At 30.3% G+C, this 25,516-nt stretch carries 22 protein-coding genes and 5 tRNA genes; 13 read left to right on the top strand and 14 right to left on the bottom strand.

The window, feature by feature from the left end; all coding sequences use genetic code 11:
- Positions 1-17: 17 nt before the first annotated feature.
- The 5 genes from ACMHJW_RS06005 to putP form a co-directional block, all read right to left on the bottom strand.
- A complete protein-coding gene (locus tag ACMHJW_RS06005) occupies positions 18-1,058 on the bottom strand; it encodes an endonuclease/exonuclease/phosphatase family protein (protein ID WP_413532505.1) in 1,041 nt (346 codons plus the stop codon).
- Between the two features lies 1 nt (position 1,059).
- Positions 1,060-1,947: a rhomboid family intramembrane serine protease gene (locus ACMHJW_RS06000; protein WP_413532504.1), complete on the bottom strand. Its 888-nt coding sequence runs from the start codon at positions 1,945-1,947 to the stop codon at positions 1,060-1,062.
- 3 nt (positions 1,948-1,950) lie between these two features.
- Positions 1,951-2,694, bottom strand: coding sequence for a rhomboid family intramembrane serine protease (locus tag ACMHJW_RS05995; RefSeq protein ID WP_413532503.1), 744 nt, complete (start codon positions 2,692-2,694; stop codon positions 1,951-1,953).
- Positions 2,695-2,697: 3 nt separating this feature from the next.
- The gene (gene mutL, locus ACMHJW_RS05990) at positions 2,698-4,482 is read right to left on the bottom strand and encodes a DNA mismatch repair endonuclease MutL (protein WP_413532502.1); all 1,785 of its coding nucleotides are present in this window, start codon (positions 4,480-4,482) and stop codon (positions 2,698-2,700) included.
- A gap of 227 nt (positions 4,483-4,709) precedes the next feature.
- Positions 4,710-6,209 carry a sodium/proline symporter PutP gene (gene putP, locus ACMHJW_RS05985; protein WP_413532501.1) on the bottom strand — a complete coding sequence of 500 codons (1,500 nt, stop codon included), beginning with the start codon at positions 6,207-6,209 and terminating at the stop codon, positions 4,710-4,712.
- A 76-nt stretch (positions 6,210-6,285) separates the two neighbouring features.
- Here putP and ACMHJW_RS05980 point away from each other — a divergent pair, with 76 nt between their 5' ends.
- From ACMHJW_RS05980 to ACMHJW_RS05965, 4 genes are all read left to right on the top strand, one after another.
- Entirely contained in the window at positions 6,286-8,295 is a 2,010-nt protein-coding gene (locus ACMHJW_RS05980; RefSeq protein WP_413532500.1) for a thioredoxin domain-containing protein, read from the top strand.
- A 569-nt stretch (positions 8,296-8,864) separates the two neighbouring features.
- Positions 8,865-9,104 (top strand): hypothetical protein, encoded by a 240-nt coding sequence (locus ACMHJW_RS05975; protein WP_413532499.1) that lies wholly within the window; start codon positions 8,865-8,867, stop codon positions 9,102-9,104.
- 8 nt (positions 9,105-9,112) lie between these two features.
- A complete protein-coding gene (locus ACMHJW_RS05970; RefSeq protein ID WP_413532498.1) occupies positions 9,113-9,667 on the top strand; it encodes a DNA-3-methyladenine glycosylase I in 555 nt (184 codons plus the stop codon).
- 52 nt (positions 9,668-9,719) lie between these two features.
- Positions 9,720-10,598 (top strand): DMT family transporter, encoded by an 879-nt coding sequence (locus tag ACMHJW_RS05965; protein ID WP_413532497.1) that lies wholly within the window; start codon positions 9,720-9,722, stop codon positions 10,596-10,598.
- Positions 10,599-10,623: 25 nt separating this feature from the next.
- Here the strand turns inward: ACMHJW_RS05965 and ACMHJW_RS05960 are convergent, their stop codons facing one another.
- The 4 genes from ACMHJW_RS05960 to ACMHJW_RS05945 all read right to left on the bottom strand — a co-directional run bounded on the left by ACMHJW_RS05960 (position 10,624) and on the right by ACMHJW_RS05945 (position 13,528).
- Positions 10,624-10,998, bottom strand: coding sequence for a GreA/GreB family elongation factor (locus tag ACMHJW_RS05960; protein WP_413532496.1), 375 nt, complete (start codon positions 10,996-10,998; stop codon positions 10,624-10,626).
- Between the two features lie 338 nt (positions 10,999-11,336).
- Positions 11,337-12,275, bottom strand: coding sequence for a hypothetical protein (locus ACMHJW_RS05955; protein WP_413532495.1), 939 nt, complete (start codon positions 12,273-12,275; stop codon positions 11,337-11,339).
- Entirely contained in the window at positions 12,272-12,724 is a 453-nt protein-coding gene (locus ACMHJW_RS05950; RefSeq protein ID WP_413532494.1) for a GNAT family N-acetyltransferase, read from the bottom strand. Before ACMHJW_RS05950 ends, ACMHJW_RS05955 begins: the two co-directional genes overlap by 4 nt.
- A 3-nt stretch (positions 12,725-12,727) precedes the next feature.
- On the bottom strand, positions 12,728-13,528 hold the full coding sequence (locus ACMHJW_RS05945; protein WP_413532493.1) for an SDR family NAD(P)-dependent oxidoreductase: 801 nt from the start codon (positions 13,526-13,528) through the stop codon (positions 12,728-12,730).
- Positions 13,529-13,649: 121 nt separating this feature from the next.
- Between ACMHJW_RS05945 and ACMHJW_RS05940 the strand changes: the two genes are divergently transcribed.
- From ACMHJW_RS05940 to ACMHJW_RS05915, 6 genes are all read left to right on the top strand, one after another.
- Positions 13,650-14,543 carry a lysylphosphatidylglycerol synthase transmembrane domain-containing protein gene (locus tag ACMHJW_RS05940; RefSeq protein ID WP_413532492.1) on the top strand — a complete coding sequence of 298 codons (894 nt, stop codon included), beginning with the start codon at positions 13,650-13,652 and terminating at the stop codon, positions 14,541-14,543.
- A 126-nt stretch (positions 14,544-14,669) separates the two neighbouring features.
- Positions 14,670-14,744 (top strand) — tRNA-Val (locus ACMHJW_RS05935).
- A gap of 41 nt (positions 14,745-14,785) precedes the next feature.
- Positions 14,786-14,860 (top strand) — tRNA-Val (locus ACMHJW_RS05930).
- Positions 14,861-14,902: 42 nt separating this feature from the next.
- Positions 14,903-14,977: transfer RNA gene (locus ACMHJW_RS05925), tRNA-Val, on the top strand.
- A gap of 42 nt (positions 14,978-15,019) precedes the next feature.
- Positions 15,020-15,094: transfer RNA gene (locus tag ACMHJW_RS05920), tRNA-Val, on the top strand.
- Between the two features lie 42 nt (positions 15,095-15,136).
- A tRNA-Val gene (locus ACMHJW_RS05915) sits at positions 15,137-15,211 on the top strand.
- Between the two features lie 545 nt (positions 15,212-15,756).
- Here the strand turns inward: ACMHJW_RS05915 and ACMHJW_RS05910 are convergent.
- Genes ACMHJW_RS05910 through ileS form a run of 3 tightly spaced genes read right to left on the bottom strand, consistent with a single transcriptional unit; the run spans position 15,757 to position 20,209 of the window.
- Entirely contained in the window at positions 15,757-16,401 is a 645-nt protein-coding gene (locus ACMHJW_RS05910; protein WP_413532491.1) for a lipoprotein signal peptidase, read from the bottom strand.
- A 9-nt stretch (positions 16,402-16,410) separates the two neighbouring features.
- A complete protein-coding gene (locus ACMHJW_RS05905; RefSeq protein WP_413532490.1) occupies positions 16,411-16,797 on the bottom strand; it encodes a TraR/DksA family transcriptional regulator in 387 nt (128 codons plus the stop codon).
- A 4-nt stretch (positions 16,798-16,801) separates the two neighbouring features.
- On the bottom strand, positions 16,802-20,209 hold the full coding sequence (ileS, locus tag ACMHJW_RS05900; RefSeq protein ID WP_413532489.1) for an isoleucine--tRNA ligase: 3,408 nt from the start codon (positions 20,207-20,209) through the stop codon (positions 16,802-16,804).
- A 212-nt stretch (positions 20,210-20,421) separates the two neighbouring features.
- On the opposite strand from ileS, the gene ACMHJW_RS05895 reads away from it, so the two are divergent.
- From ACMHJW_RS05895 to ACMHJW_RS05885, 3 genes are read left to right on the top strand one after another with little or no spacing between them, the layout of a single operon-like run.
- Entirely contained in the window at positions 20,422-22,041 is a 1,620-nt protein-coding gene (locus ACMHJW_RS05895; RefSeq protein ID WP_413532488.1) for a DUF4836 family protein, read from the top strand.
- Positions 22,031-22,672 (top strand): ATP-binding cassette domain-containing protein, encoded by a 642-nt coding sequence (locus ACMHJW_RS05890; protein WP_413532487.1) that lies wholly within the window; start codon positions 22,031-22,033, stop codon positions 22,670-22,672. Before ACMHJW_RS05895 ends, ACMHJW_RS05890 begins: the two co-directional genes overlap by 11 nt.
- A complete protein-coding gene (locus ACMHJW_RS05885; protein ID WP_413532486.1) occupies positions 22,656-23,867 on the top strand; it encodes an ABC transporter permease in 1,212 nt (403 codons plus the stop codon). Before ACMHJW_RS05890 ends, ACMHJW_RS05885 begins: the two co-directional genes overlap by 17 nt.
- Before the next feature lie 76 nt (positions 23,868-23,943).
- Here ACMHJW_RS05885 and ACMHJW_RS05880 read toward each other — a convergent pair whose 3' ends face one another.
- Positions 23,944-24,606 (bottom strand): porin family protein, encoded by a 663-nt coding sequence (locus ACMHJW_RS05880; RefSeq protein WP_413532485.1) that lies wholly within the window; start codon positions 24,604-24,606, stop codon positions 23,944-23,946.
- 211 nt (positions 24,607-24,817) lie between these two features.
- A complete protein-coding gene (locus tag ACMHJW_RS05875; RefSeq protein ID WP_413532484.1) occupies positions 24,818-25,351 on the bottom strand; it encodes a hypothetical protein in 534 nt (177 codons plus the stop codon).
- Between the last annotated feature and the right edge of the window lie 165 nt (positions 25,352-25,516).

Below are 25,516 nucleotides of genomic sequence, written 5' to 3'. Positions count from 1 at the left end.
ATAAATATAGGAAAAATTTATTCTGAAATTTTATATTTTACAACTACTGGATAATGATCAGAGAATTTTTTTCGAATAACATGTGCTTCAATAGGTTTAAATGATTTAGAATGAAATAAATAATCAATTCTAATCGGAAATTTAAATCCATGAAAAGTTGTCGCATTTCCCTTTCCTACTTCAATATAAGAATCCTGAAGATATTTTTTTAATTTTTCATATTCATATGAAACAGGTGTCGAATTAAGATCTGTTCCTAAAATAACTGGATGACGAGAAGATGTGATATAAGGAATAATTGCTTCCAATTGTTTTTGGTGTTTTTGCATTCCTTGAACCAATTTTAATTCAACTTTTCGACTAGAAATTTCAGCAGTTCTTGAATCATCAGATTGAATAATATCTTTCACCAATGCTTTATCAATATACATCGGTTCGAGATAAACATTTATCACACGAATCGTGTCATTACCTAAATCGATATCAGCATAAGCTGCTAATCCATTTAAATCTTCATTATCATCGGGCGTTATTTTTTTAGTTTGAATAATCGGATATTTACTATAAATAGTTAATAAACCATAAAATTCAGAATAATAATTTTTGAATTCTTTATTTTTCAAACTTTTTTGTTGGCCTTCATACGCTTCTTGAAGCATCATAATATCAGCTTTATTCTTAATCAGAAGTTCTTTTGTTCCTTCGTCTTTAAAGCCATGTGTGTTATAAGTTAAGATTGATAAATCTGCTTTTTGATCTTGCACTTTATTGAATTGCACAATAGGATATGAAAGATAAATTGGATAAAATAATCCGGCAGAAAGAATTAAAACTAATAAAAAGTGCCGCCAACTTACAAATAACCAATACACTAAAAATAGCGCTCCAAATGTAAATAAGATAGGAAATCCTATAGAAATAAAGTTAAAATATGGAATTTCTGTAGGCGTGAAAATTTTATTTAAGTACACACAATAAGCTACCAACAAAAACACAATATTGATTGTTAGTACTAAACGATTGAAATAATTTAGTTTAAACTTACTGATGATACTCATTTTATCTACCTTCTCTAAATAGAAAGTCTTTTTCTTCTTTGGACAAACTCTCGTAACCAGAACGAGAAATCTTATCTAAAATTACGTCAATTTTCTTTTGTTTTTCAACTTTTTGATGATTAAAATCGTAATCATTTTTCGGTATATTTGATCGCGAAGAAGTTGAAGAATTATTTTTATATGTTTTGAAAGTTGATTTCTCTTTTTTAGTAAATAATGTTTCTACTTTGAAAATAAATTTACCTAAGAAATCATTTCCTTTTTCAAATTGTTTCATGTAAAGATAACCAAAAATAGCTCCTCCTAAATGAGAAATGCTACCGCCTGCATTTTGATCTGCTATAATGTTATAAACATCGAACGCAATAAATACATAACCAACATACAACAATGGAAATGAAGTTGGAATTAATAACAAACGAACTGGCATTTTGGGATTATACGAAATCATTGCGAAAAAGATTGCATAAATCGCTGCCGAAGCACCAACTAACAGGTGTGAATAACTGAAAACATTCTGAAACAATAAAAAGAAAATTCCACCCGCAATTCCTCCAAAAATATAGAATGTGACTAAATTCCTATTCTGAAATTGTTGTAAAAACATTTGTCCTACAAAATATAGCAAAACCATATTCATTATCAAATGGAAAAGATTTCCATGTAACCAAGAATAGGTCAGGATTTGCCATGGTTGCAACAACAAATCGTTAAATGAAGATAATGCAAACAAACCTGTTGTTGTAAAAATTGAATTTGCTATTGTACGTAAAACAAAATCAATAATTAATAAGGTAAAAAATACCACAACATTTATATAAATTAGTTTTGTTGCGCTATTTCCTGATGAATATTTTAATTTTAAATCGTCTAAGATGTTATTTGCCATTCTTTAATTTCGTCTATATAAATTCTTTTTCCAATATCTTGCTAATAAGAAACCGATTAAACCTCCTCCCAAATGAGCAAAATGCGCCACATTTCCTATGTTTTGGTAACCTAAATAAAATTCGATTAAAACCATTACTGGAATAAAATATTTCGCTTTTACAGGAACAGGGAAAAAGATTAACATTAATTTTTCGTTCGGATACAATACTGCAAAAGCCAATAATAATCCATAAATCGCTCCAGAAGCACCAACCATTGGCGTTATATAATTAACTAAAAGTTCTGATGCTGCTTGATTACTTAAAATAATTGAATTAGGATGATAAGTTCCTTCCGCACTCAATTTTGCAGCTTCATAAATTTGAATTAAACCTATTCCTTGTGCTTGAATAGCTTCTTTTAACTGCTCTATCTGAAAATAATTAACTGCATTAAACAATATAAAACCACCTAAACCAGCTAATAAATACATTGTCAAAAATTTCTTTGGACCAAAAGTTTGCTCAACAACAGAACCAAACATCCACAAGGCAAACATATTAAACAATATATGCGAGAAATCTGCGTGCATAAACATATGCGTCAAAATTTGCCAAAATTTGAAGTTGGGAGATTCCGGATAAAAAGCACCTAAAATCACTCTCAAATCGATTTGCCTAGTCTGCATAAAAACAAACGTAGCAAAAAAGAATAAACCATTAATAATAAGTAAATTCTTGGTAACTGGTGGTATAGATTGTCTCATCTTTTATTGTAATGTTTTTTTGATATCTGCCGTATTCATTTGTACAAAAATTGGACGTCCATACGGCGTATAATTTGGATTTGGTAATCTTAGCAATTCTTCTACCAAAGTTTGCATTTGCTCCGCTTTTAATGAAATTCCTTTCTTAACGGCTGCATTTTTTGCTAATATTTTCGCAAAAGTATTATCTAATTCAATTGATTCTTGGTATTCTAACTCTTCTATAAAATCCATAAATATCGAAACAACATCTTCTTGTTGTACATCTACAGGAATTGCATTGATTTGAATAATTTCTTCTTCCAACGAAATATCAAAACCAAAACTTAACAATTGATGTTCTACGTTAATTAATTTTTGGCGATCGTTTGGAGAAAGCTCTAATTCGATTGGGAAAAGCATTTGTTGTACCAAAGCACTTCCGTTATTTGAATGAATAAACTTTTCGAATAATATTTTTTGATGGGCTCTATGCTGATCAATGATTAACAATTCGCCACGATATTCAACAACCAAATATTGATTCATCCATTGAATGACTTCAAAACTATCTTGAAAATCTTCAGATTCAAACAATTGATGAGCATGATTATTCTCGATTTCCAACTCAACAGCATCTTTATAAAAATCCATATTCGCTCGAATATCAGATGGTTTTGGAGATCTTGTTTGTTGATGTTCGAAAGGATTGAAACTAGAATCAACGCTAATCTCTGGCATTTTAATTTCTGTATCTTCTGTTGCAGAAGGAATGAAAGCCCAGTTCGGATCCTGTTCAAAATCTAACGAAGGAATTACATTAAACTGTCCTAAAGCATGTTTTATTGCAGCTCTAAGAATTGTAAAAATCAAGGCTTCATCTTCAAACTTTATTTCAGTTTTTGTTGGATGAATATTGATATCAATTTTAGATGGATCTATTTCTAAATACAAAAAATAAGATGGATTATACCCCGCAGGCAACAAACTCTCGAAAGCATCTACAATTGCATTGTGTAAATATCCACTTCTGATAAATCTGTTGTTTACAAAGAAAAATTGTTCTCCGCGAGACTTTTTAGCGGCATCTGGCTTTCCTACAAAACCTTTTATTTTTACAATTTCTGTATCTTCTTCAACTGAAATAATTTGAGAGCTTAGTTTTTTTCCAAAAATTTGAGCAATACGTTGCTTTAAATTTCCTGCTTTCAAATGATAAACTTCAGCATCATTGTGATGTAAAAAGAAACTAATATTTTCGTGCGCCATCGAAACACGTTGAAATTCATCTTGAATATGACGAAACTCGACTTGATTTGATTTTAAGAAATTACGACGAGCTGGTACATTATAGAAAAGATTTTTAACCGAAATAGATGTTCCTACTGAACAAACCACAGGATCTTGATTGCGAACTTCTCCACCTTCTATCACCAATTGCGAACCTATCTCATCTTGTTCTCTTCTCGTTTTGGTTTCTACTTGTGCCACCGCAGCAATAGAAGCCAAGGCTTCTCCACGAAAACCTTTTGTATGGATATTATAAATATCCTCTGTTGTTCTAATTTTAGAAGTTGCGTGACGTTCAAAAGCCATTCGAACATCTGTCACACTCATTCCCGAACCATTATCAATTACTTGAATTAAACTTCTTCCTGCATCTTTTACGATAATTTGAATAGAAGTTGCACCAGAATCCACCGCATTTTCAATTAACTCTTTTATCACAGAAGCTGGTCGTTGTACAACTTCTCCTGCAGCTATTTGATTGGCTACGTGATCTGGCAGTAATTGGATAATATCGTTCATCTTTTCGTATAAATTGATTTAGTATTTGACTATTTTTTTAATCAAACTTTACAAATATACAAACAAATCTCCCTTTTGACCATATTCTCTACAAGTGAAACTTATCAACAATTGTTGAAGTTTAAAGTTTTAACATTCTAATATTAAATTCATATTTTCATCAATAAAAAAGGTAGACAAATGTCTACCTAATTTTTATATTTTATTGATATTCCTATAATACAATGCTAATTATCTTTCAAAATTGATTTCATTTCATCAAACTCTTTATCAATCTCTTGATTCGGTTTTTGAGTTAATAAAGAAACTACATAAATAGCGACAACCGAAGAAATAAATCCTGGAATCATTTCGTACCAATCTTTATAATCATGGTTTGCATAAACCCAAGCTAATACAACAATTCCTCCTGCTAGCATACCTGCTAATGCACCTTGCCAAGAAGTTTTTTTCCAGAAAAGTGAGAAAAGAATCACTGGTCCAAAAGCAGATCCGAAACCAGCCCAAGCATTCCCGACTAAGTTTAAGATAGAATCTTTTGGCGTTAAAGATAATAGAACAGCAATAACTGCGACAATTAAAACCGATAAACGACTTGCTGTTAACAATTGTTTTGATGTTGCTTTTTTATTTAAAAATGCTTTGTAGATATCTTCTGTTAATGAACTTGATGTTACTAATAATTGAGAAGAAATAGTACTCATTACTGCAGCTAAAATTGCTGATAATAAGAATCCTCCTACTAATGGATGAAACAAAACACGAGAAAAATAAATGAATATTGTTTCTGCTTCTGTTTTAGAATTATCAAATGTTAACATTGTACCATGATCATATTTCATTAAATATGCAATTCCTACTAATCCTACTAACAAAGCTCCTCCAACTGTAAAAATCATCCAAGTAATCCCAATGTTTCTTGCTTTTGCTAAATCCTTTGGGTTACCAATTGCCATAAATCGAACTAAAATATGTGGTTGTCCACAATAACCTAATCCCCATGCCATTAAAGATAAAATACTGATAGTTGTTGTGCCTTTAAATAAATCTAAATATTTATCCCCTTTATCATTAATCAAAGAGAACGTTTCTCCTACTCCACCAATTTCAGTTATAGCTACAATCGGAACAATTACTAAGGCTAAAACCATAATAGTTCCTTGTACAAAATCTGTTAAACTTACAGCTAAGAAACCTCCTAAGAAAGTATACAGCACAACGACTAAACTTGTCATCCAAAGTCCAGTCATATAATCTAATCCAAAAGCAGATTCGAATAACTTTCCTCCAGAAACCATTCCTGCAGATGTATATAAGGTAAAAAATACTAAGATTAATATAGAAGAAACAATTCGCAATAAACGAGATTTATCTTTAAAACGATTTTCAAAAAAAACGGGCAGAGTAATTGAATTTTGAGCAATTTCTGTGTAAATACGTAAACGAGGTGCTACAAAAATATAGTTAAGAAAACACCCTGTCGTTAAGCCAATTGCTATCCATGCACTCGACAATCCTGTAAAATACATAGCTCCTGGAACTCCCATCAACAGCCAACCACTCATATCTGCGGCTCCTGCAGAAAGCGCTGTAACAGCTGCTCCCATTTTTCTTCCTCCAATTAAGAAATCTTCGGAATTACTTGTTGATTTCCTGTAAGAATAAATTCCAATCCCAATCATCAAAGCCATATATGCTCCTATAGAAATATACTCGTAAACGTTCATTTAAATTAATTTTTCTCGAAAATATAATTTTTCATCCACAAAATTTGTACGAACTTTAAATTTCCAAATAAGAATCATGAATTTTCAACAAAATAATCTAAAATCAGCAACAAGCCCATATCTAAAACAACATGAAAATAATCCTGTGTGGTGGCAAAGTTGGAGTGATGATGTTTTAAAGTATGCAAAAGAAGTCGATAAACCTCTATTAATTTCTATTGGATATTCTGCATGTCACTGGTGCCACGTGATGGAACATCAATCGTTTGAAGATCATGAAGTCGCAAAAATAATGAACGATTATTTTGTTTGCATTAAAATTGATCGTGAAGAACGCCCTGATTTAGATGCTTTGTATATGAATGTTTCTCAATTGATACATCAATCTGGCGGATGGCCGTTAAATGTTTTTGCCTTACCAGATGGTCGACCATTTTATGGCGGAACTTATTTCCCAAAAGCTCAGTGGATCGAATTGTTAGAAAATATTCATCATTTGTATCATCACAATCCAACCAAAACAATGGAATATGTAAATTCACTTGCTGATGGTTTGACTAAAATGGAAACAATCGAATTGAAATCTTCTTCAAATTTTTCAAAAGATAAAATTGATGAAACGTTTGAATTTTGGCAACAACAATTCGATGATGAATGGGGAGGTTTTAATCGTGCACCAAAATTTATGTTACCAAATGCTTGGGAAACAATTTTGCGTTATGGTTCACAAACAAAAAATGAAAACTGTTTGATTCAAACCAAAATCACATTAGATCGAATGGCTTTTGGTGGGACTTACGATCAACTAAAAGGTGGTTTTGCTCGATATTCGGTAGATTCATATTGGAAAGTTCCTCATTTTGAAAAAATGCTTTACGATAACGGACAATTGCTTTCTCTATATTCTAATGCTTGTAAAGTTTTTGGTGAAGAGGAATACAAAACAATTGTTGAGGAAACAATTAATTGGTTAAAAGATGAAATACTTTCTCCAGAAAATGTTTTTTATTCTGCTATTGATGCTGATTCCGAAGGTGAAGAAGGAAAATATTATGTTTGGAAATCTGAGGAATTACAAACAATTCTGAAAGATGATTTTGAGTTATTTCAGCAATATTATAATGTTAATCAATTTGGAGAATGGGAACATGGAAATATGATTTTAATGCGATTAACAGACAATGAAGATTTTGCTACAAAACATCATATTACAATAGAAGAACTTCATACTAAAGTTACTGAATGGAAAAAAATGCTTCTTCCAATTCGTGAACAACGTATAAAACCGCATCGCGACGAAAAAGTATTAACTTCTTGGAATGCGCTAACCATAAAAGGTTTGTGCGATGCTTATCTTACTTTCGAAAATGATGAATATCTTGATTTAGCTAAAAACGCAACCAATTTTATTTTAGAAAATCAATGGAATGGAGAAATTTTGTTCAGAAATTATAAAGATAACCAAACAACAATTCCAGGATTTCTAGACGATTATGCATTAATGATTGAAGCCTTAATCAAACTTTATGAAGTAACTTCAGAAATACATTATTTAGAAACTGCTCAAACTTTAACAGAAGAAGTTTTTAATCAATTTTATAATCACAAGAATAAAATGTTTGCGTACAAATCGCATTACGACACACCTTTGGTTAACGAAACATTTGAAATTTATGACAATGTTATTTCATCTTCCAATTCTGTGATGGCAAATAATTTATTCAAATTAGGTAAAATTCTCAATCAAGAAAAATACATCGAGCAAGCAAAGCAAATGCTAACCAATATCGATGAAAAAATTCACGATTATCCAACTGGTTTTGCAAATTGGATTCAATTGTATTTAAACTTCAGTTATCCGTTCAAGGAAATTGTAATTGTTGGAGAAAATGCATTAGAATTCTCGAAACAAATTCAACAATTTTATGTTCCGAATGCAATTTTTGTTGCTTCAAAAACCAAGAATTTAGAAATCACTCAAAATCGATTCATCGAAAATAAAACATCCATTCATATTTGCGAAAATTATACTTGTCAAATCCCCGTTTATTCGGTTGAAGAAGCTTATAAAAATTTATCATCATGAGTAAACTAAATTGGAGTGACGAAAAACTTATTTCTCGATCAATAAACTACAAAACTGATAAATCTCGCTAGGAAACAATTCGAATTTTAAGAAGTCGACCAAGTCAAGATTTATTTGAAAAATGTGTTGAACTTATTAATTCAAACGACCAAAAAAAGAAAATTATTGGGATTGACATTTTAGCTCAATTAGGCAAAGGCAAAAGACCTTTCCGACAAGAAACTCTAAAAATTTATTTTGAATTATTAAATTCTGAGACAAATGAAAATGTTCTATTTTCTATACTTTCAGGAATCAGTTTTAATGAGAAAGCATTAAACAAAAAACAAATTAATAAAATCTGTTCTTTTCAAAATTCAAATACTGATTTAATCAAACAAGGAATTGTAAACGCGCTTGGATTTATAGAAAATGAAAAAGCTATTGATGTATTAATTAAATTCTCCAAAGATAAAGCAAACCACATAAGAAGTTGGGCTACTTTTTATATCGGTCAAGTTGATTTTGATAACGAATCTATTAGAGAAGCCTTATGGAATCGTATAAATGACAACCACCAAGAGACAAGAATGGAAGCTATAATTGGTTTAGCTAAAAGAAAAGATAATCGAATTATCGAAGTTATTAAACAAGAAATTATAAAAGATGATTTCGGTTCTTTGTTATTTGAAGCTATTTTAGAAACAGAAAACAAAGATTTCATTCCTATTTTACAACAAGAACTCAATGAATCAAAAAATATAAAAACCATAAATCCTGATTGGATAAAAGGACTTGAAGAATGTATTGATGATTTACAAAAATTATAAAAAAAACAATGGAAAAAACACGTTGCGCTTGGGTAAATAAAGACCAAGATTATATTGATTATCACGATAACGAATGGGGAAAACCTGTAAAAGATGATAAAATTTTATTCGAATTTCTGATTCTCGAATCTTTTCAAGCAGGATTAAGTTGGTTTACAATTCTTAAAAAACGAGAAAATTTCAGAAAAGCATTTGCAGATTTTGATGTTGAAAAAGTAGCCAAATTTGATGAAGCCAAAATTGATGAATTGGTACAAAATGAAGGAATTATTCGTCATCGAGGAAAAATTTCGGCCGCAATTAATAATGCAAAATTGTTTATCGAAATTCAGAAAGAATTTGGTTCTTTTTCCAATTTTATTTGGAAATATGTTGACAACAAACCGATTATCAATAATTGGAATTCCATAAAAGAAGTTCCTGCAACAACAGAAATTTCGGATCAAATTGCAAAAGATTTGAAAAAGCGCGGTTTCAAATTCTTTGGTTCAACTACTATTTATGCACATATGCAAGCAACAGGAATGGTGAACGATCATACAAAAGATTGTTTTTGCAAATAATTTTGTGTTTGTAAAATCTTTCAACTTTCGCATCTTTGCGCAAATTTAGAAAATGAAAATCGAACTAAAACATTGGATCATCCTTGGCGTTTTGGCGCTAACTTGGGGAAGCTCATTTATTCTCATCAAACAAGGATTGGTCGCTTACACGCCATATCAAGTAGGAGCATTACGATTAACAATTGCTGGAGGAATTTTAGCTATTTGGGGAATTCCTAGCTTATTCAAAATTCCGAAAAATAAATTGAAATATGTTGCATTGGCTGGTTTCTGTGGAAATTTTATCCCAATGTTTTTATTCCCAATAGCACAAACTCACGTTTCGAGTTCAATGGCAGGAATTTTAGATTCCTTAGTTCCTTTATTTGTTTTGCTTTTTGGCGCATTATTTTTCAATATCAAAGGAACTAAAAATCAAGTTTTAGGCGCTATAATTGGATTTATAGGCGCTGTTTTATTAATTGGCGGAGATGGTTTTTCTGGTGAAAATAGCTTAGCGCATTGTTTATTAATTGTTTTAGGAACCGCACTTTATGGTTTAAACAGTTTAATCATAACGCGCTATTTAAACGATGTTCCTTCTTTCCAATTATCTTCAGCTTTGTTTACAATTTGGTTATTACCTTCACTTTTGGTTTTAGTTACTTCAGGATTTTTTAACATTTTCGAAGGAACAGAACAACAATTAAAAAGTTTAGGTTTTGTAGCTATTTTGGGGCTTTTGGGAACTGCTTTAGCAATGATATTATTTTACAAATTAATTCAATCTACTGGTTCTATGTTCGCCTCAATGGTTACCTATATAATGCCTATAATTTCTGTTTTTTGGGGATTTTTGGTTGGCGAAAAAATTATGTGGATTCATTTACTTGGATTCGGAATGATTTTATCAGGCGTTTATTTAACACAAAAAAGAATAAAAAAACCGTAGTATTTACTACGGTTTTCATTTTATATTAAGCATTCTCAACGCTCAAAATTTCATATTTTATTTCTCCCAAATCGCTTGGCCAATTTATTGTATCTCCAACTTTGTAACCAACAATTGCAATTCCTACATCACTCAAAATAGAATGTTTATTTTTCTTCGGCTTAGCAAAATTTGGCCCTACAAAATTGTACGATTCTTCTTGATTAGATTCGTGATTCTTTACTTTCACTTTTTTACCAATAGAAACAATATCATCAGCTAAATCCTTTCTTAAAACTTGTTGAGCATGTTTCAATTCGTTTGTTAAAATCTCTTCTTGCTCTTTGTTTACTTTCTTTCTTCTAATATGATCTTTAATTAAATCGTAAGTTCCTGTTGTTAAAATAATATTTGTTGACATTTTTTTTTGATCTTTTTTAATGAAATTATTCTGTTAAAAATAGTTTACTAAAAATCCAAACACTAATCCATACGAAAAGTATCATTTAATGCTAAACAATTTTTACAGTAATAAATATTTTGCTAAATAATTGGAAGTTCCCTGTCTCGGATTTTAACAGGGATTAATTTATAAACTCTTTTGAGCTTCTTAAAAAAGTATCATCGTGTAAATAAGCCAATGACAAAAACAACCACAATTGGTTGTTATTTCTATATATGGATACAAAATTTGTCATTTATACTTTTTTGATTGAACACAAATTTACGAATAAGTTCTTGATAAAAAAACAACAACAATCAGTTGACTATTTTAGCCAAATCTTTTGCTAATTCTTTTGAAAAAACATCTGCTCCTTTATTATTCATGTGTGTTGTATTGTAGAAATATTTTTGATTAAAACTTATCGAATCGTTTGAATAATCTAATAACAAAAGATTATGTTTTTGCAATGTTGTTTGATAACGCTTAATCACTTCTTCCCTATTCAACATATAATCTTGACCTTTATAAAATTCGGGCGCAATTGTAAAAATTAGTTGAATATCTTCTTGCTTACATTTTGCAATTAATTCTTCTAACAAAGCATAATCTGAAAAATCAAAATCCGAATTTTTCTTTTTCATCTTTTCCCAATCAACATTCCATTTTCGATTATATGATTTGAAACCATCATCACGAAAAAGTCCATCTTTATGTAGCTTTTCTCTTTTCGCTCTTGCTATTTGATCTTTCCAATAGGTTTGATCTCTGTAACGATAAAGTGGCAAAACAAAATCGATCAACTTCGTATCTTTATATTCTTTTAACGCTTCAAATAATTTAAAATTCCACAGCATAAACGGCGTATATTGATTCGGTTGAAAAACTTCATCAATATGCGAAAATGAAAATGTGTCCAAATTCCAAACAACAATTTTTGGTTTCGGATTATGATTCAAATACAAATTGAAACGATACAATTGCATTTTGAATTTACTTCCATTCAGCCCAAAATTATGCGTTTTCAATTTTAAATCTTGTTCTAAAATATTCGGATTAATTTGAATAAAAGCTCGTGAAGAACCAAAAATAGCTAATTCTACATTCGTTTTTCCTTCTTCTATTTCGTTCCATTCTTGTACTTCTCCACTAAACAATGCTATTTTTTTGAGTTGATTTGAATAATAAACATCAACCAAAACCAATGCAATAAAAGTTGCAAATAGCGCAATGAAAAAGTATTTTAAGAATTTCATTTTCTCAACATTTCGATATGTGGAATATTATCTTCTAAATATTCTTCTGAAACTTGCTCGAAACCAAAAGATGAATAAAATTCTTTCAAATAAGCTTGAGCCGAAATTCTTATTTCAGTTGTTTTAAATCTATTTTCGATAACCTGAATTGAATTTTTCATCAATTGTTTTCCTAATCCATAACGACGAAATTTTTGATTCGAAATTACGCGCCCAATCGAAGGTTCATTTTCATACGAAATTCCTTTTGGAACAATTCGAGAATAAGCAGCAACATCATCGCCAATTGTTGCCCAAAGATGTCCACAAACCAAATCTTTATCATCGCAATCTTGATAAATGCAATCTTGCTCGATTACAAAAACTTCATTGCGTAATTGAACTATTTTATATAGCTCTTTTGGAGATAAATCTTCAAAAGATTTGAAATTCCAAATAACTTCTTTCATCTATTAATCTAATTTTGAATATTTTGCAATAATATTTTCGAATGTTTTTTGAGGTAAAATATTTTTTAACGTTACAGAAAATTTTTGCATCGATTTTCCAATATAATAATGTGGTTTTAGATTCTTCTGAGCTAAAATATTTTCAATAATCGGAATCAATTTTTCTGTTGGTGTTCCATCTTGCACTTCATGATCGATATCTTTTACCATTGCATCATATTTCTTTTTATAGAATTTTGATACAAAAGTTTGCACGCGACTTTCTGCTATATTTGTTTTGATATCACCAAAATTTAAGGTTGAAATTTCGATTCCTGTATGTCGATTTTCCAAACGAGCAGATTCTATCAAACGATCAATCATAGCTTTAGAAGCCGAATAATATCCTCTAAAAGGTAAACCATTATTACTTGCAATGGACGAAACATTTAGTATATAACCACTTTTTTGTTCGCGCATTGTAGGCAAAACCTCTTGCATTGTATAAATTGGGCCATATACATTGACATTCAATAATTTTTCGATATCAGCTTTCGAAGCATCTTCTACAGCTCCTAACATTCCAATTCCAGCATTGTTAATCAAAACATCAATCCTATTATTCGTTTCCAAAAAAATCTGCTGAAAACTACGTTTTACATTCTCTTTATCCGAAACATCTGTCGCTATATGTTTAAATTTTTCTTGTCCTTTAGCTGTTCTTGATAAGCCGTAAACTTGATGTCCTTTATCGTGAAAATAATTTGCCAAAGTCAATCCTACACCTGAAGAAGATCCTGTAATTACAATAACTTTTGATTGCATGATTCGATTAATTTAATCACAAAACTACATAATATCGAACAAATATTAGTTGTTAAATAATTTTTTGAATGTTTAATGGAAGATTCTCTAAATTTGCGTCTTAATTATCAAAAGATTTCAATTGAATCCAAAAACTAAAAAATATATCGTAACAGGAATTAAATTGACGATTAGTATTGTATTAATCTATTATATCTTCTTTGTTAAGTTGCATATTTTTGATATTTTCAGTCATTATAAAAATGCCAATTGGGCTTATATTTTTATAGCTGTTGTACTTTATGTTCTTTCGCAAGCATTGTCTGTTTTTCGATTAGATTATTATTTTCGAGATATAAACCTTGATTTATCTTACAAATCAAATGCTCGTTTATATTTTTTAGGAATGTTTTATAACACTTTTGTTCCTGGAGGAATTGGTGGCGATGCATACAAAGTATATATTTTGAAGAAAAACTATACAATTAGTCTGAAAGAAATATCTCAAGCCGTTTTTCTTGACAAAATTATTGGACTTTGTGCCATGTTACTGATTATTATATTTTTAATTTTTTTTTCAAACCTTACTGATTATCCTTGGATACAATATGGATCGTTAATCCTTTCTTTGATTGGTTTTATAGCTGTTCCATTCATTTTAGGAATTATTTTTCCTATCCACAAACGAACTTTTTACAATTCGATGATTTATTCTATCGTTTTACAATTAATACAAGTAGGAATGCTTTATTTCGTTTTAGAAGGATTAAATATTCATCCAGAGAATTTCAGTATTTATTTATTGATCTTTTTAGTATCAGGAATTTTATCTATAATTTCATTTAGTGGATTTGGAATTAGAGAAGCCGTGTTTATGTACGCTGCACATCGATTCAATTTTGATGAAACTTTAGCAACAAGTGCTGCATTTATTTTCTCTATCATTACTATTTCTATCTCATTTATTGGAATTATTTACCTATTTAAAGGAGTTAAAATTGAAGAGAAAAAGAAAAAGACTAAAATTTCTTTTTAAAATCTAGAAAATTATTTCTTTGAAATGAAAAGAGTTAAGTCTTAACATTAAATTTTATTTAATTTTTTTTATTTTAACTATTTGGATTATTCAAAAACAGCCCTATATTTGCAATCCAATTACGAAGGTCTCTTAGCTCAGTTGGTTCAGAGCACCTGCCTTACAAGCAGGGGGTCACTGGTTCGAATCCAGTAGGGACCACACAAAGACAATAGAAAGTCTTTTTAATAAAATTCTAAATAGGTCTCTTAGCTCAGTTGGTTCAGAGCACCTGCCTTACAAGCAGGGGGTCACTGGTTCGAATCCAGTAGGGACCACATAAAGACAGTAGAAAGTCTTTTTAATAAAATTCTAAATAAGGTCTCTTAGCTCAGTTGGTTCAGAGCACCTGCCTTACAAGCAGGGGGTCACTGGTTCGAATCCAGTAGGGACCACACAAAGACACTAGAAAGTCTTTTTAATAAAATTCTAAACAAGGTCTCTTAGCTCAGTTGGTTCAGAGCACCTGCCTTACAAGCAGGGGGTCACTGGTTCGAATCCAGTAGGGACCACACAAAGACATTAGAAAGTCTTTTTAATAAAATTCTAAATAAGGTCTCTTAGCTCAGTTGGTTCAGAGCACCTGCCTTACAAGCAGGGGGTCACTGGTTCGAATCCAGTAGGGACCACAACAAAACTCCTTTCAATTTCTTGAAAGGAGTTTTTTATTATGAATAACTTTTCATTCTATAAAAAAAAATAAAACAAGCATTTTTCTTAACCAAACAGTCTCTACTTAGATTAAAAAAGTTTTATTCTTTATTATTTTATTTGTAACGAATTAATAATAAATTCATTCCTCAATTCTTCATTAATATTAGAAATTACTTTATAAACATAGGAATTTTCAAATAATTCGAAAGGATTATATACCACAATTAAATCACTTACATTATTTTTTTTTACCGCAATATATATTTCTAAAATATCATTTTATACATCAATAAAACCTTTATTTATTGTTAAAATTATATCGTTTAAAGAAATACTTTTACCTATAAAGCTCTTATCATAAGAACAACTTTTGATATGATAGATCGTGACATATTCAGACAAATCATTCTTGTCACAACTTTCAGTTAAAAGATTAAACCAACTATTCATAAAAATCAATTCTTGTTCAAATAAATATAGTAAAAAAATCCCTCAGTGTTTGAACTGAAGGATTATCTTTTTAAAATCTTAATCTTACACCATTCTCGGTTGTAAAGGCTTTTTTACGGAAAAGAAACAACGTTAGTCCTCCAATAAAAATAGCCGAATCTGCGATATTAAACACAGGCTGAAAGAACTTATAATGTTGTCCGCCTATAATTGGAATCCAAGAAGGCCAATCAAATTCCACAATTGGGAAATACAGCATATCTACTACACAACCTGTAAACCAGCTAGAATAACCAGCAAAGTTTGCTTCTGCAAGACCATGATAGCCTACCCAATCCTGAAACATTTCATTGTAAGTAGTTCCTTTATCGAAAATAACGCCATAAAAAATTCCATCAATCACATTACCTATCGCACCTGCTAAAACAAGTGCAATAGGAATGATAAAGAAATTATTTTTTAGTTTCTTCGACCATGCATTAATATAGTAGATAATCATTCCGATTAAAGCGATTCGTAGAAGTGATAAAACAATTTTACCTGTTTCGCCTCCGAAATGCATTCCATATGCCATTCCAGGATTTTCTACAAATGCTATTTTAAACCATCCCAATACATCTACATCTTCACCTAAAAAAAAGTGTGTTTTGACGTAAAATTTTGAGATTTGGTCGATGATTAAAACCAAAATGGTAATGAGTACTACTTTTTTCAAAATACTTGATTAACGTTGCATATTTTTAGCCTCGATGCTTAATGTTGCATGCGGAACTAATTTCAAACGATCTTTGTTAATTAATTTTCCTGTTACACGGCAAATACCGTATGTTTTGTTCGAAATACGTAACAATGCATTTTTTAGGTCACGAATAAATTTATCTTGACGTGCTGCCAATTGTGCATTTTGTTCTTTCGACATCGTTTCAGAACCTTCTTCAAACGCTTTGAACGTTGGTGATGTATCATCAGTACCATTATTACTATCGTTTGTATAAGCTTCTTTTAATAATTCGTAATCTTTTATCGCTTGATCTAATTTATCTTGAATTATTGTTCTGAACTCTTCCAACTCTGCGTCAGAGTACCTTACTTTTTCATCTGTTGTTGCCATACGCTTACAATTTAGCAATCGCAATTTGCGTGATCAATCCATTAATTTCAACCTCTGTTCCATTTGCTACTTCGTCTTGTAACACAAGATCTTCTGCTAATGTTTCAGAGCAAATGTAATCTTTGTTTTGCTCAACTGCACTTACGATTAATTCATCATTTTTTAAGTTAAGTATAATTTTGTCGGTTACTTCTAATCCAGTTTCTTTTCTTAGATTTTGAATTCTGTTTACTAATTCTCTAGCTACACCTTCATCAATCAACTCTTTAGTCAATTGTAAATCAAGCGCTACTGTCAAAGTAGAATTCGATGCTACAGTCCATCCAGGGATGTCTTTTGTAGCAATTTCAAAATCTTCTAAATCTAAAGTTAATGTTTTGCTGTCAATTAGCAAATCTATTTGACCTGATTGCTCTAATTTAACAATTTCTTCATTCGTCAACTCTGCTGTAGCAGCCGAAATAGCCTTCATTTCTTTTCCATATTTTGGACCTAAAACCTTGAAATTAGGTTTAATAGATTTTACCAAAAGGCTTGATGCTTCTTCGTTTGTTAACAATTGAATTTCTTTAACGTTAACTTCTTGTTTCAATAATTCTGATACAGCTTCTAAATTAGCTTTCATCGTATCATTTAACACAGGAATCATTACTTTTTGTAATGGTTGACGTACTTTATTATCACTTAATTTACGAAGTGATAAAATCATACTTGTTGCTGTTTGCGCTAAATGTGTTTGTTCTTCTAATTCTGGTTTTATCAATGATTCGTCTACAATTGGAAAATCTGCTAAATGCACAGATTCTGATGTATTTCTACCAGTTGCAGCGTTTAAATCTTTGTATAAACGATCCATGAAAAATGGTGCAATTGGCGAACCTAGAATAGAAATAGTTTCTAAAACTGTGTACAATGTTTGATATGCAGCAATTTTATCTTTTGAGTAATCTCCTCGCCAAAAACGTCTTCGTGATAGACGAACGTGCCAGTTTGATAAATTGTCAATCACAAATTCTTGAATTGCACGAGCTGCTTTTGTTGGTTCATATTCTGATAAGAATGCATCAACTTTTTTAGTTAATGTATTCAACTCAGAAATAATCCATTGATCTAACTCTGCTCTTTCGCTTACAGGAATTTCTTCTTCTGCAAATGTAAATCCATCTACATTCGCATATAAAGCGAAGAATGAATATGTATTGTATAATGTTCCGAAGAATTTACGACGAACTTCATCTACTCCAGCAATATCAAATTTTAAGTTTTCCCAAGGTTGTGCATTTGCAATCATGTACCAACGCGTTGCATCAGGACCATAAGTTGCTAAAGTCTCAAAAGGATCTACAGCATTCCCCAAACGTTTTGACATTTTTTGACCATTTTTGTCTAATACCAATCCGTTTGACATTACATTTTTGTATGCTTTAGAATCAAAAACTAATGTTCCAATTGCATGTAATGTATAGAACCAACCACGTGTTTGATCTACACCTTCTGCAATAAAGTCTGCTGGATACATTGTTCCATTATCAATCAATTCTTTATTTTCGAAAGGATAGTGAACTTGTGCATAAGGCATTGCTCCAGAATCAAACCAAACATCAATCAAATCAGCTTCACGCTTCATTGGTTTTCCAGAAGCAGAAACTAATGTAATTTCATCTACTACATTTTTGTGTAAGTCGATTAAATCATAGTTTTCTTCCGACATATTTCCAACTTCGAAATTTTGGAAAGGATTAGATTTTTGAATACCAGCTGCAATTGATTTTTCTATTTCTGCTACCAATTCTTCTACAGAACCAATGATTAATTCTTCGTCACCTTCTTCAGTTCTCCAAATTGGCAATGGAATTCCCCAATAACGAGAACGAGATAAATTCCAATCATTTGCATTTTCTAACCAATTACCGAAACGTCCTTCTCCAGTCGCTTTTGGTTTCCAGTTAATTTCTTTATTTAGTTCTACCATACGGTCTTTTACATCCGTAACTTTGATAAACCAAGAATCTAATGGATAATATAAAATTGGTTTGTCAGTTCTCCAACAATGTGGGTAACTGTGTTTATATTTTTCAACTTTGAAAGCTTTGTTTTGCTCTTTTAATAAAATTGCGATTTCTACATCAACTGATTTCTCAGGAGCTGTTCCGTCATCGTAATATTCATTTTTCACATATTTACCTCCGTAACCTTCAGGTAAATCGGCAACGAAACGACCTTGTAAATCTACTAATGGAACAGGATTTCCATGATTGTCTAATACTAACATAGGAGGAACTCCTGCATCTTTTGCTACACGTGCATCATCTGCACCAAAAGTAGGCGCTGTATGTACAATACCTGTACCATCTTCTGTTGTTACGAAATCTCCAGGAATTACTTGAAAAGCATGCTCAGCATTTTCGTATGGTAATGCCCATGGTAAAAGTTGCTCATAACGTGTTCCTACTAAATCAGAACCTTTGTATTCACCAACAATTCTGTATGGAATTGTTTTATTTCCTGCTGCATAAACTTTGAAATCTTCTTCTGTTTCAGCTAAAAAATAAGGTTTTCCAAATTGTTTTGAAACTAATGGTTTTCCTAAAATTACACGAATAGGTTCGAATGTATATTGATTGAAGGTTTCAACCACAACATAATCAATATTCGGACCTACTGTTAAAGCCGTATTTGATGGCAATGTCCAAGGAGTTGTTGTCCAAGCTAAGAGATAAACATCTCCATCAAAATTATTGAATAAATCTGTTGAATCTTTCTTTACTTTAAATTGAGCTACAATTGTTGTATCTGTTACATCCTGATAAGTTCCTGGCTGATTTAATTCGTGCGAAGATAAACCTGTACCAGCTTTTGGTGAATATGGTTGGATTGTATAACCTTTGTACAACAAGTTTTTGTCATAAATTTGTTTTAATAACCACCAAACAGATTCCATATATTTTGGTTTATAAGTAATATATGGATCTTCCATATCTACCCAATAACCCATTTTTTCAGTCAAATCATTCCACAAATCTGTGTAACGCATTACTGTACGTTTACAAGCTTCGTTATATTCTTCAATTGAAATTTTAGTTCCAATATCTTCTTTTGTGATTCCTAATTCTTTCTCAGTTCCCAATTCTACAGGTAAACCATGTGTATCCCAACCTGCTTTACGTAAAACTTGTTTTCCTTTCAATGTTTGGAAACGACAAAATATATCTTTAATAGAACGAGCTAAAACATGATGAATTCCTGGCTTTCCGTTTGCAGAAGGTGGACCTTCATAGAACACAAAAGATGGATTTCCATCGCGCGTAGAAATACTCTTTTCGAAAACATTATTTAGTTTCCAATCTTCTAACGTTTCTTTTGAGACTTGTACCAAGTCTAAGTGCTTATATTCTCTAAACTTTTTTGCCATCGAATTCTTTCTTATTTCTTCTAAATCAAGGAGTGCGAATATAATAAATTTTTACATACTTTTATCGTTATAGAAACGAAAATCATATTAATAATTCCTTAAATTTATCACATTATTACAGATTTGACGATTCTTGAATAAAAATCAGAAGTTTTCGGATTTAATTCAGCATTAACCAAACAATTAACAACAATTCTTAAGGTATTTTTTAAATGAAAAAAAACATCAAATATTATTCAATTCTATTTTTAATTTTCCTTTTTGCAAGTTGTTCAAAAAATGAAGATTACACCGTTTTAATTCCAACAGACGCTGATTTTGTGGCTTTGATTAATCCAAAATCAATTGCAGAAAAAGGTAATTTTCAAAAATTGGAACAATATAAATTTTATCAATTTGCTGAAAGGGAATTCAAAAATCAAGATCCTGCTTTCGAAAAATTGTTAAACGATGTAAAAAACAATCCAACTTCTGCTGGTATTGATATTATTAGTCCTATTTACCTTTTTGGACAAAAGATGAAGGAGAAAAATATGGTTGCACTAATTACAAATATGCGCGACAAAGATCAATTTGAAAAGCATTTGTCAACCATTTACAAAAGTTTGTACAAAAAAGATATTACGTTCGAAAAGAAAGAAGGTTTTACGACAATTTCTGGAAACAATAAACCATTCATGGCTTGGAATAAATCTCAATTTTTATTGATTGTTTCTGAATTTGGTGTTGGTGAAAAGTCAATTGAAGATTATTTTACAAAGATAATCAATGATAAACATTCGCTTGCTAAAGAAAATAACAGTTTTGGCGATTTTGTTAAAAACTCACAAGATATCAATATTTGGTACACAGGGAATTTCTTAAATAACCTCTCAAAACATGAGAAATCTGAAACAAAAAATCTTGATTTCACAAAAAGTTCTTGGGTTAATTTTATATCCTTTACTTCGGACGGAATCAGTTTTACGCAAAAATTTCATCCAGATGCGATTACAAAAGTCGAATTACAAAAACATCCGATGTGGAAATCTAGAATCAATACTGATTTTTTTAAGTATTTTCCTGCACAAAGTTATATGAATATTGGGCTTGGAATTTATCCTAAAAATACACGTTATATGTTCGAAGATCAAAATCTATTGAGTTCTTTTTTAGAACAATATGAAATTGATTTGAATAAATTAGAACAAAGTTTTGAAGGTGAAGCATTGTTTAGCGTGTACGATTTTGAAATTGGAAGAGCTTTTAATCCAAATGACTTTTTCGGAAAAAAAGAAGCATTTATAAAACAAGTTGTTTATCCACAATTTATTTTGGCAGGAAAAATGAACAACGATCTTTTCTTCAATGAATTTATCAAAAATCATCAAGAAAACATTCGGAAAATTGGTCCTTATTACATGTTACCAATTTCGACTAACATGAAGATCTATATGACGTATAGAAACAATTTGATGTACATAACAAATAATCAATCAACCATGAATCAGTATTTGAATGATATGGTTAGTTCTTCAAATTTTGTAACATCAAAATATGCGACAAATGCTTCGAATCCTATGTTTAGCTATGTTAATTTAAATTTTGAACAATATCCAAAAGAAGTTCAAAATTACATTTATCAACAAATTCCATTCGGAAATACAAAAGAAATGCAAACCGTTTTATCCAACTTTGATTACATTGATTATCGCGTTTCGAATGAATATACAAAAACAGGTAAAATACACATGAAAAAAACGGATAAAAACAGTTTAGAATTAATTTTCTTGCTTTTAGATCAAGCTTATTCATTATTTTTCAATCAAGCTACACAACAAAATGGAAATTAAAATCAGTCAACTTGTTCCCTATCCTTTGAAAGAATTTGGATTCGAACAATCTGAAATTTGGAAAAATGAATATACTTTTTCAAGTGGAAATATTTATCAAATTGTCGCACATTCTGGTGTTGGAAAATCAACTTTGATTAATATTTTGTACGGTGATAGAAAAGATTATGAAGGAAAAGTTTTGTTTGATGGACAAGATATTAAAACTTATTCTTTAAACGATTGGACAAAAATTAGACGAGAAAAAATTGCCTATGTTTTTCAAGGTTTACATTTGTTTGAAGAATTGACTTTAATGGAAAATATTCAATTAAAAAATGTTTTAACGCAACATCAATCCGAAAATCAAATTATTGAATGGATTGAGAAAGTTGGTTTAAAAAATCATTTACATCAAAAAGCGATTCATCTTTCATATGGTCAACGTCAGCGAATTGCAGTTATCCGAGCGCTTTGTCAACCATTTGATTTTTTACTTTTAGATGAACCTTTTAGCCATTTAGATGAAGTAAATCAACAAATTTTAATTGATTTGATTACCGAAGAAACTACAAAAAACAAAGCTGGAATTATTTTCACTAGCTTACACCAAATTCACGATAAACGCCTTGCAAATGTCATTCAACTCTAATACATTAATCGAAAAATTAGTTCGTAAAAACCTTAGTTTATTGCGAATTACAAGCTTTTGTTTCTTCTCTATTATTGGTTTTTTTATTCTAATTTTAGTTGGAACAATTTATTGTGATTATGCCAAAAATTTCGGAGAAGATAGTTCTATTTGGAAAGCTAATTATGTCGTTTTGAACAAAAAAATATCTTCTTTACAAACATTAACAGGTGAAAAACCAAGTTTTAGCGAAGATGAAATTAATGAATTGAAATCTCAGAATTTTGTAGCAAAAGTTGGAACATTCAAAAGCAGCCAATTTCCAGTTAAATTACAAGTTGGCGGAATTGCTGGAATTAGAGGATTTTCAACCGATTTATTTTTCGAATCTGTTCCGAAAGATTTTATTGATGTAAAAGAATCGGATTGGAAATGGCAAGAAGGAGAAGATTTTATTCCGATTATTATCCCGAAAAGTTATTTGAATTTATACAATTTTGGTTTTGCAACAAGTCAAGGTTTACCACAAGTTTCGGAAGGATTATTCACTAAAATTCCTTTTCAATTGATTTTAGGAAAAGAAGGAAATCAGAAAGTATATCAAGCACGAATTGTGGATTTTACAACTAAAATCAATACAATTTTAGTTCCTGAAAACTTCTTAGAATGGGCAAACAAAACATATTCAACAGAAAAAAATATAGCACCTTCTCGAATTGTTGTTGAAACTAAATCGCAAAGTGATGAAAATGCTTCTAGCTATTTTGAACAACAAAATTATGATATTAATAAAGATGAATTAAAAAATAATGAGCTAACTTATTATCTAAAATTAGCCTTTTCATTGGTTTTATTCATTGGTTTAATCATTGTTTTTGCTGCAATTTGGTTAATGATTATTAATTTTCAATTGATGATTGAAAAGAATAAACATAAGACAAAAGATTTATTTTTGATTGGTTATAATATCAATCAATTGGCTCGTCCTTATCTTAAATTTTCGATTATTTTTATGCTAATTAGTTATCTTGTTTCGATTCCGTTAGTTTATTTCGTTTTAAATAATATCCGAGAGAAAGTTGGAAAATTCATGACAACCGAAAGCTCGCATCTTTGGGAAATAGCAGGATTTGGATTATTAATTGTGATTATTCTCTTTATAATTAATAAGATAATTTTGACACAATCAATCAAAAAAATAGCTTTGAAAGATTAAATAATATATTCATTCAAATAAAAAAAGGATTCTAATATACATAGAATCCTTTTTTTTATAAATATTTTCAATTAGATTAGAATGAATATCCTACACCGAAAGAGAATGAATGGTTTTTAATATCTTTTCCTAATTCTTTTCCATTGTCAGTATTCTCTGTAATTCTAGTTAATCCCATGTAATATCTTGCTCCTACATTAATATTATCTGTTAGGTTGTAACCTAAACCAAAGTTAACACCAAAATCGAAGTCTTTAACATCATCTTTTATATCAAATTTTTCTGATTTTGTATAAACGGTATTATTAGCATATACACTTACCTCTTCCTTTTTACTTGCATAAACATTATATCCAAACTGTGGACCAGCTTCAATATTGAAACGGCTTCCTCCTGGATAATATTTAAACATTACAGGAACTTGAATATAATCTAAAGTTCTATTGTTTTTAGCTTTTGTAGTTACATTTCCAACTTCAGTTACTTCATCTTTAGCTTTACCTCCTATTCTAGTAAAATTAACCTCTGTTTGAACAGCGAATCTATCTGCAAGAGGAAAGTGGCCATAAATACCTGCGCCAAAACCAACTTTATAATCATTATTATGCACATCTTTTCCATTAAATGAAGACATATTAGCGCTTGATTTAATACCAAATTGTGACGATGTTGTTTTTTCTTGTGCGCTCAAACTAACAACACCTAACATTGTAGCAGCAATAAAAAATAATTTTTTCATCTTTTTAAATTTTATAGTTCTAATTATTGTGCATACATAATTTCAAGTCTTATGCCAAAAAATGTTAAAAAAAAATCTAAACGATATACACCAAATAAAATACTAATAATTAATCAGTTAATAATTACGCTTTTACCCTATATAGATTCGTGAAAAATAAGTAAAGCCATATCGAAAGATATGGCTTTATCAATTATAAGTTTCGTTACTATTAGAATTTGTAAGTAAATCCTAAAGATACAGCATCAGAATTGAATTTTTCACCATTTAATTTCTTATTATCCGTAGCAATTCCTTTGTATCCTGCATAAACATCAAAGTTCGCTCCTGAATATCCGAATTTTGGTTGCCAAAATAAACCACCATCCATACCATTTTTAGTTGCAAAGGCATAACCTAAATCACCACCAATAAATAAATTATTGTTGAATTCATATTTAGCGGTTGCAGCTAAAGGAATAAATCCAAAATCTTCTGATTTTTGTGTATATTTTTGTCCAAATACATTATAGTAATCAAAATCTTTTCCAATAAAATGATCATAACCAACTTTTGCTCCTAATTTAAAGTTATTAGAGATTGGATGTAAGTAAGCTAAATCTACTCCAAGGTTGAAAGAAGAAATATCTGAAGCTGATCCTACTGGAATCCCTACATGCACTGATCCTTCTACTCCAGATGTTTGAGCCGAAACTCCTACCATTCCTGCAACTGCGAAAGCTGCTGTTAATAATACTTTTTTCATATTTATGATATTTTAAAATATTTACAATTTTGTTAAACTTATTTGTTTAATTTCAATTTGTGTGCCAAACTTAACTTTTGAAAACTGATAAATAATGCAAAAATTAACAATTACTTAATATTCAAAATATTATAAAATAAAAAAGCTCCAAAATTAATTTTGGAG

It is taken from the genome of Empedobacter brevis (genome assembly GCF_965118635.1).
In the GTDB taxonomy this organism is placed as follows: Bacteria; Bacteroidota; Bacteroidia; order Flavobacteriales; family Weeksellaceae; genus Empedobacter; species Empedobacter brevis_A.
Note: the sequence above shows the minus strand (reverse complement) of the source record. Positions and strands in the feature narration are given on the sequence as shown.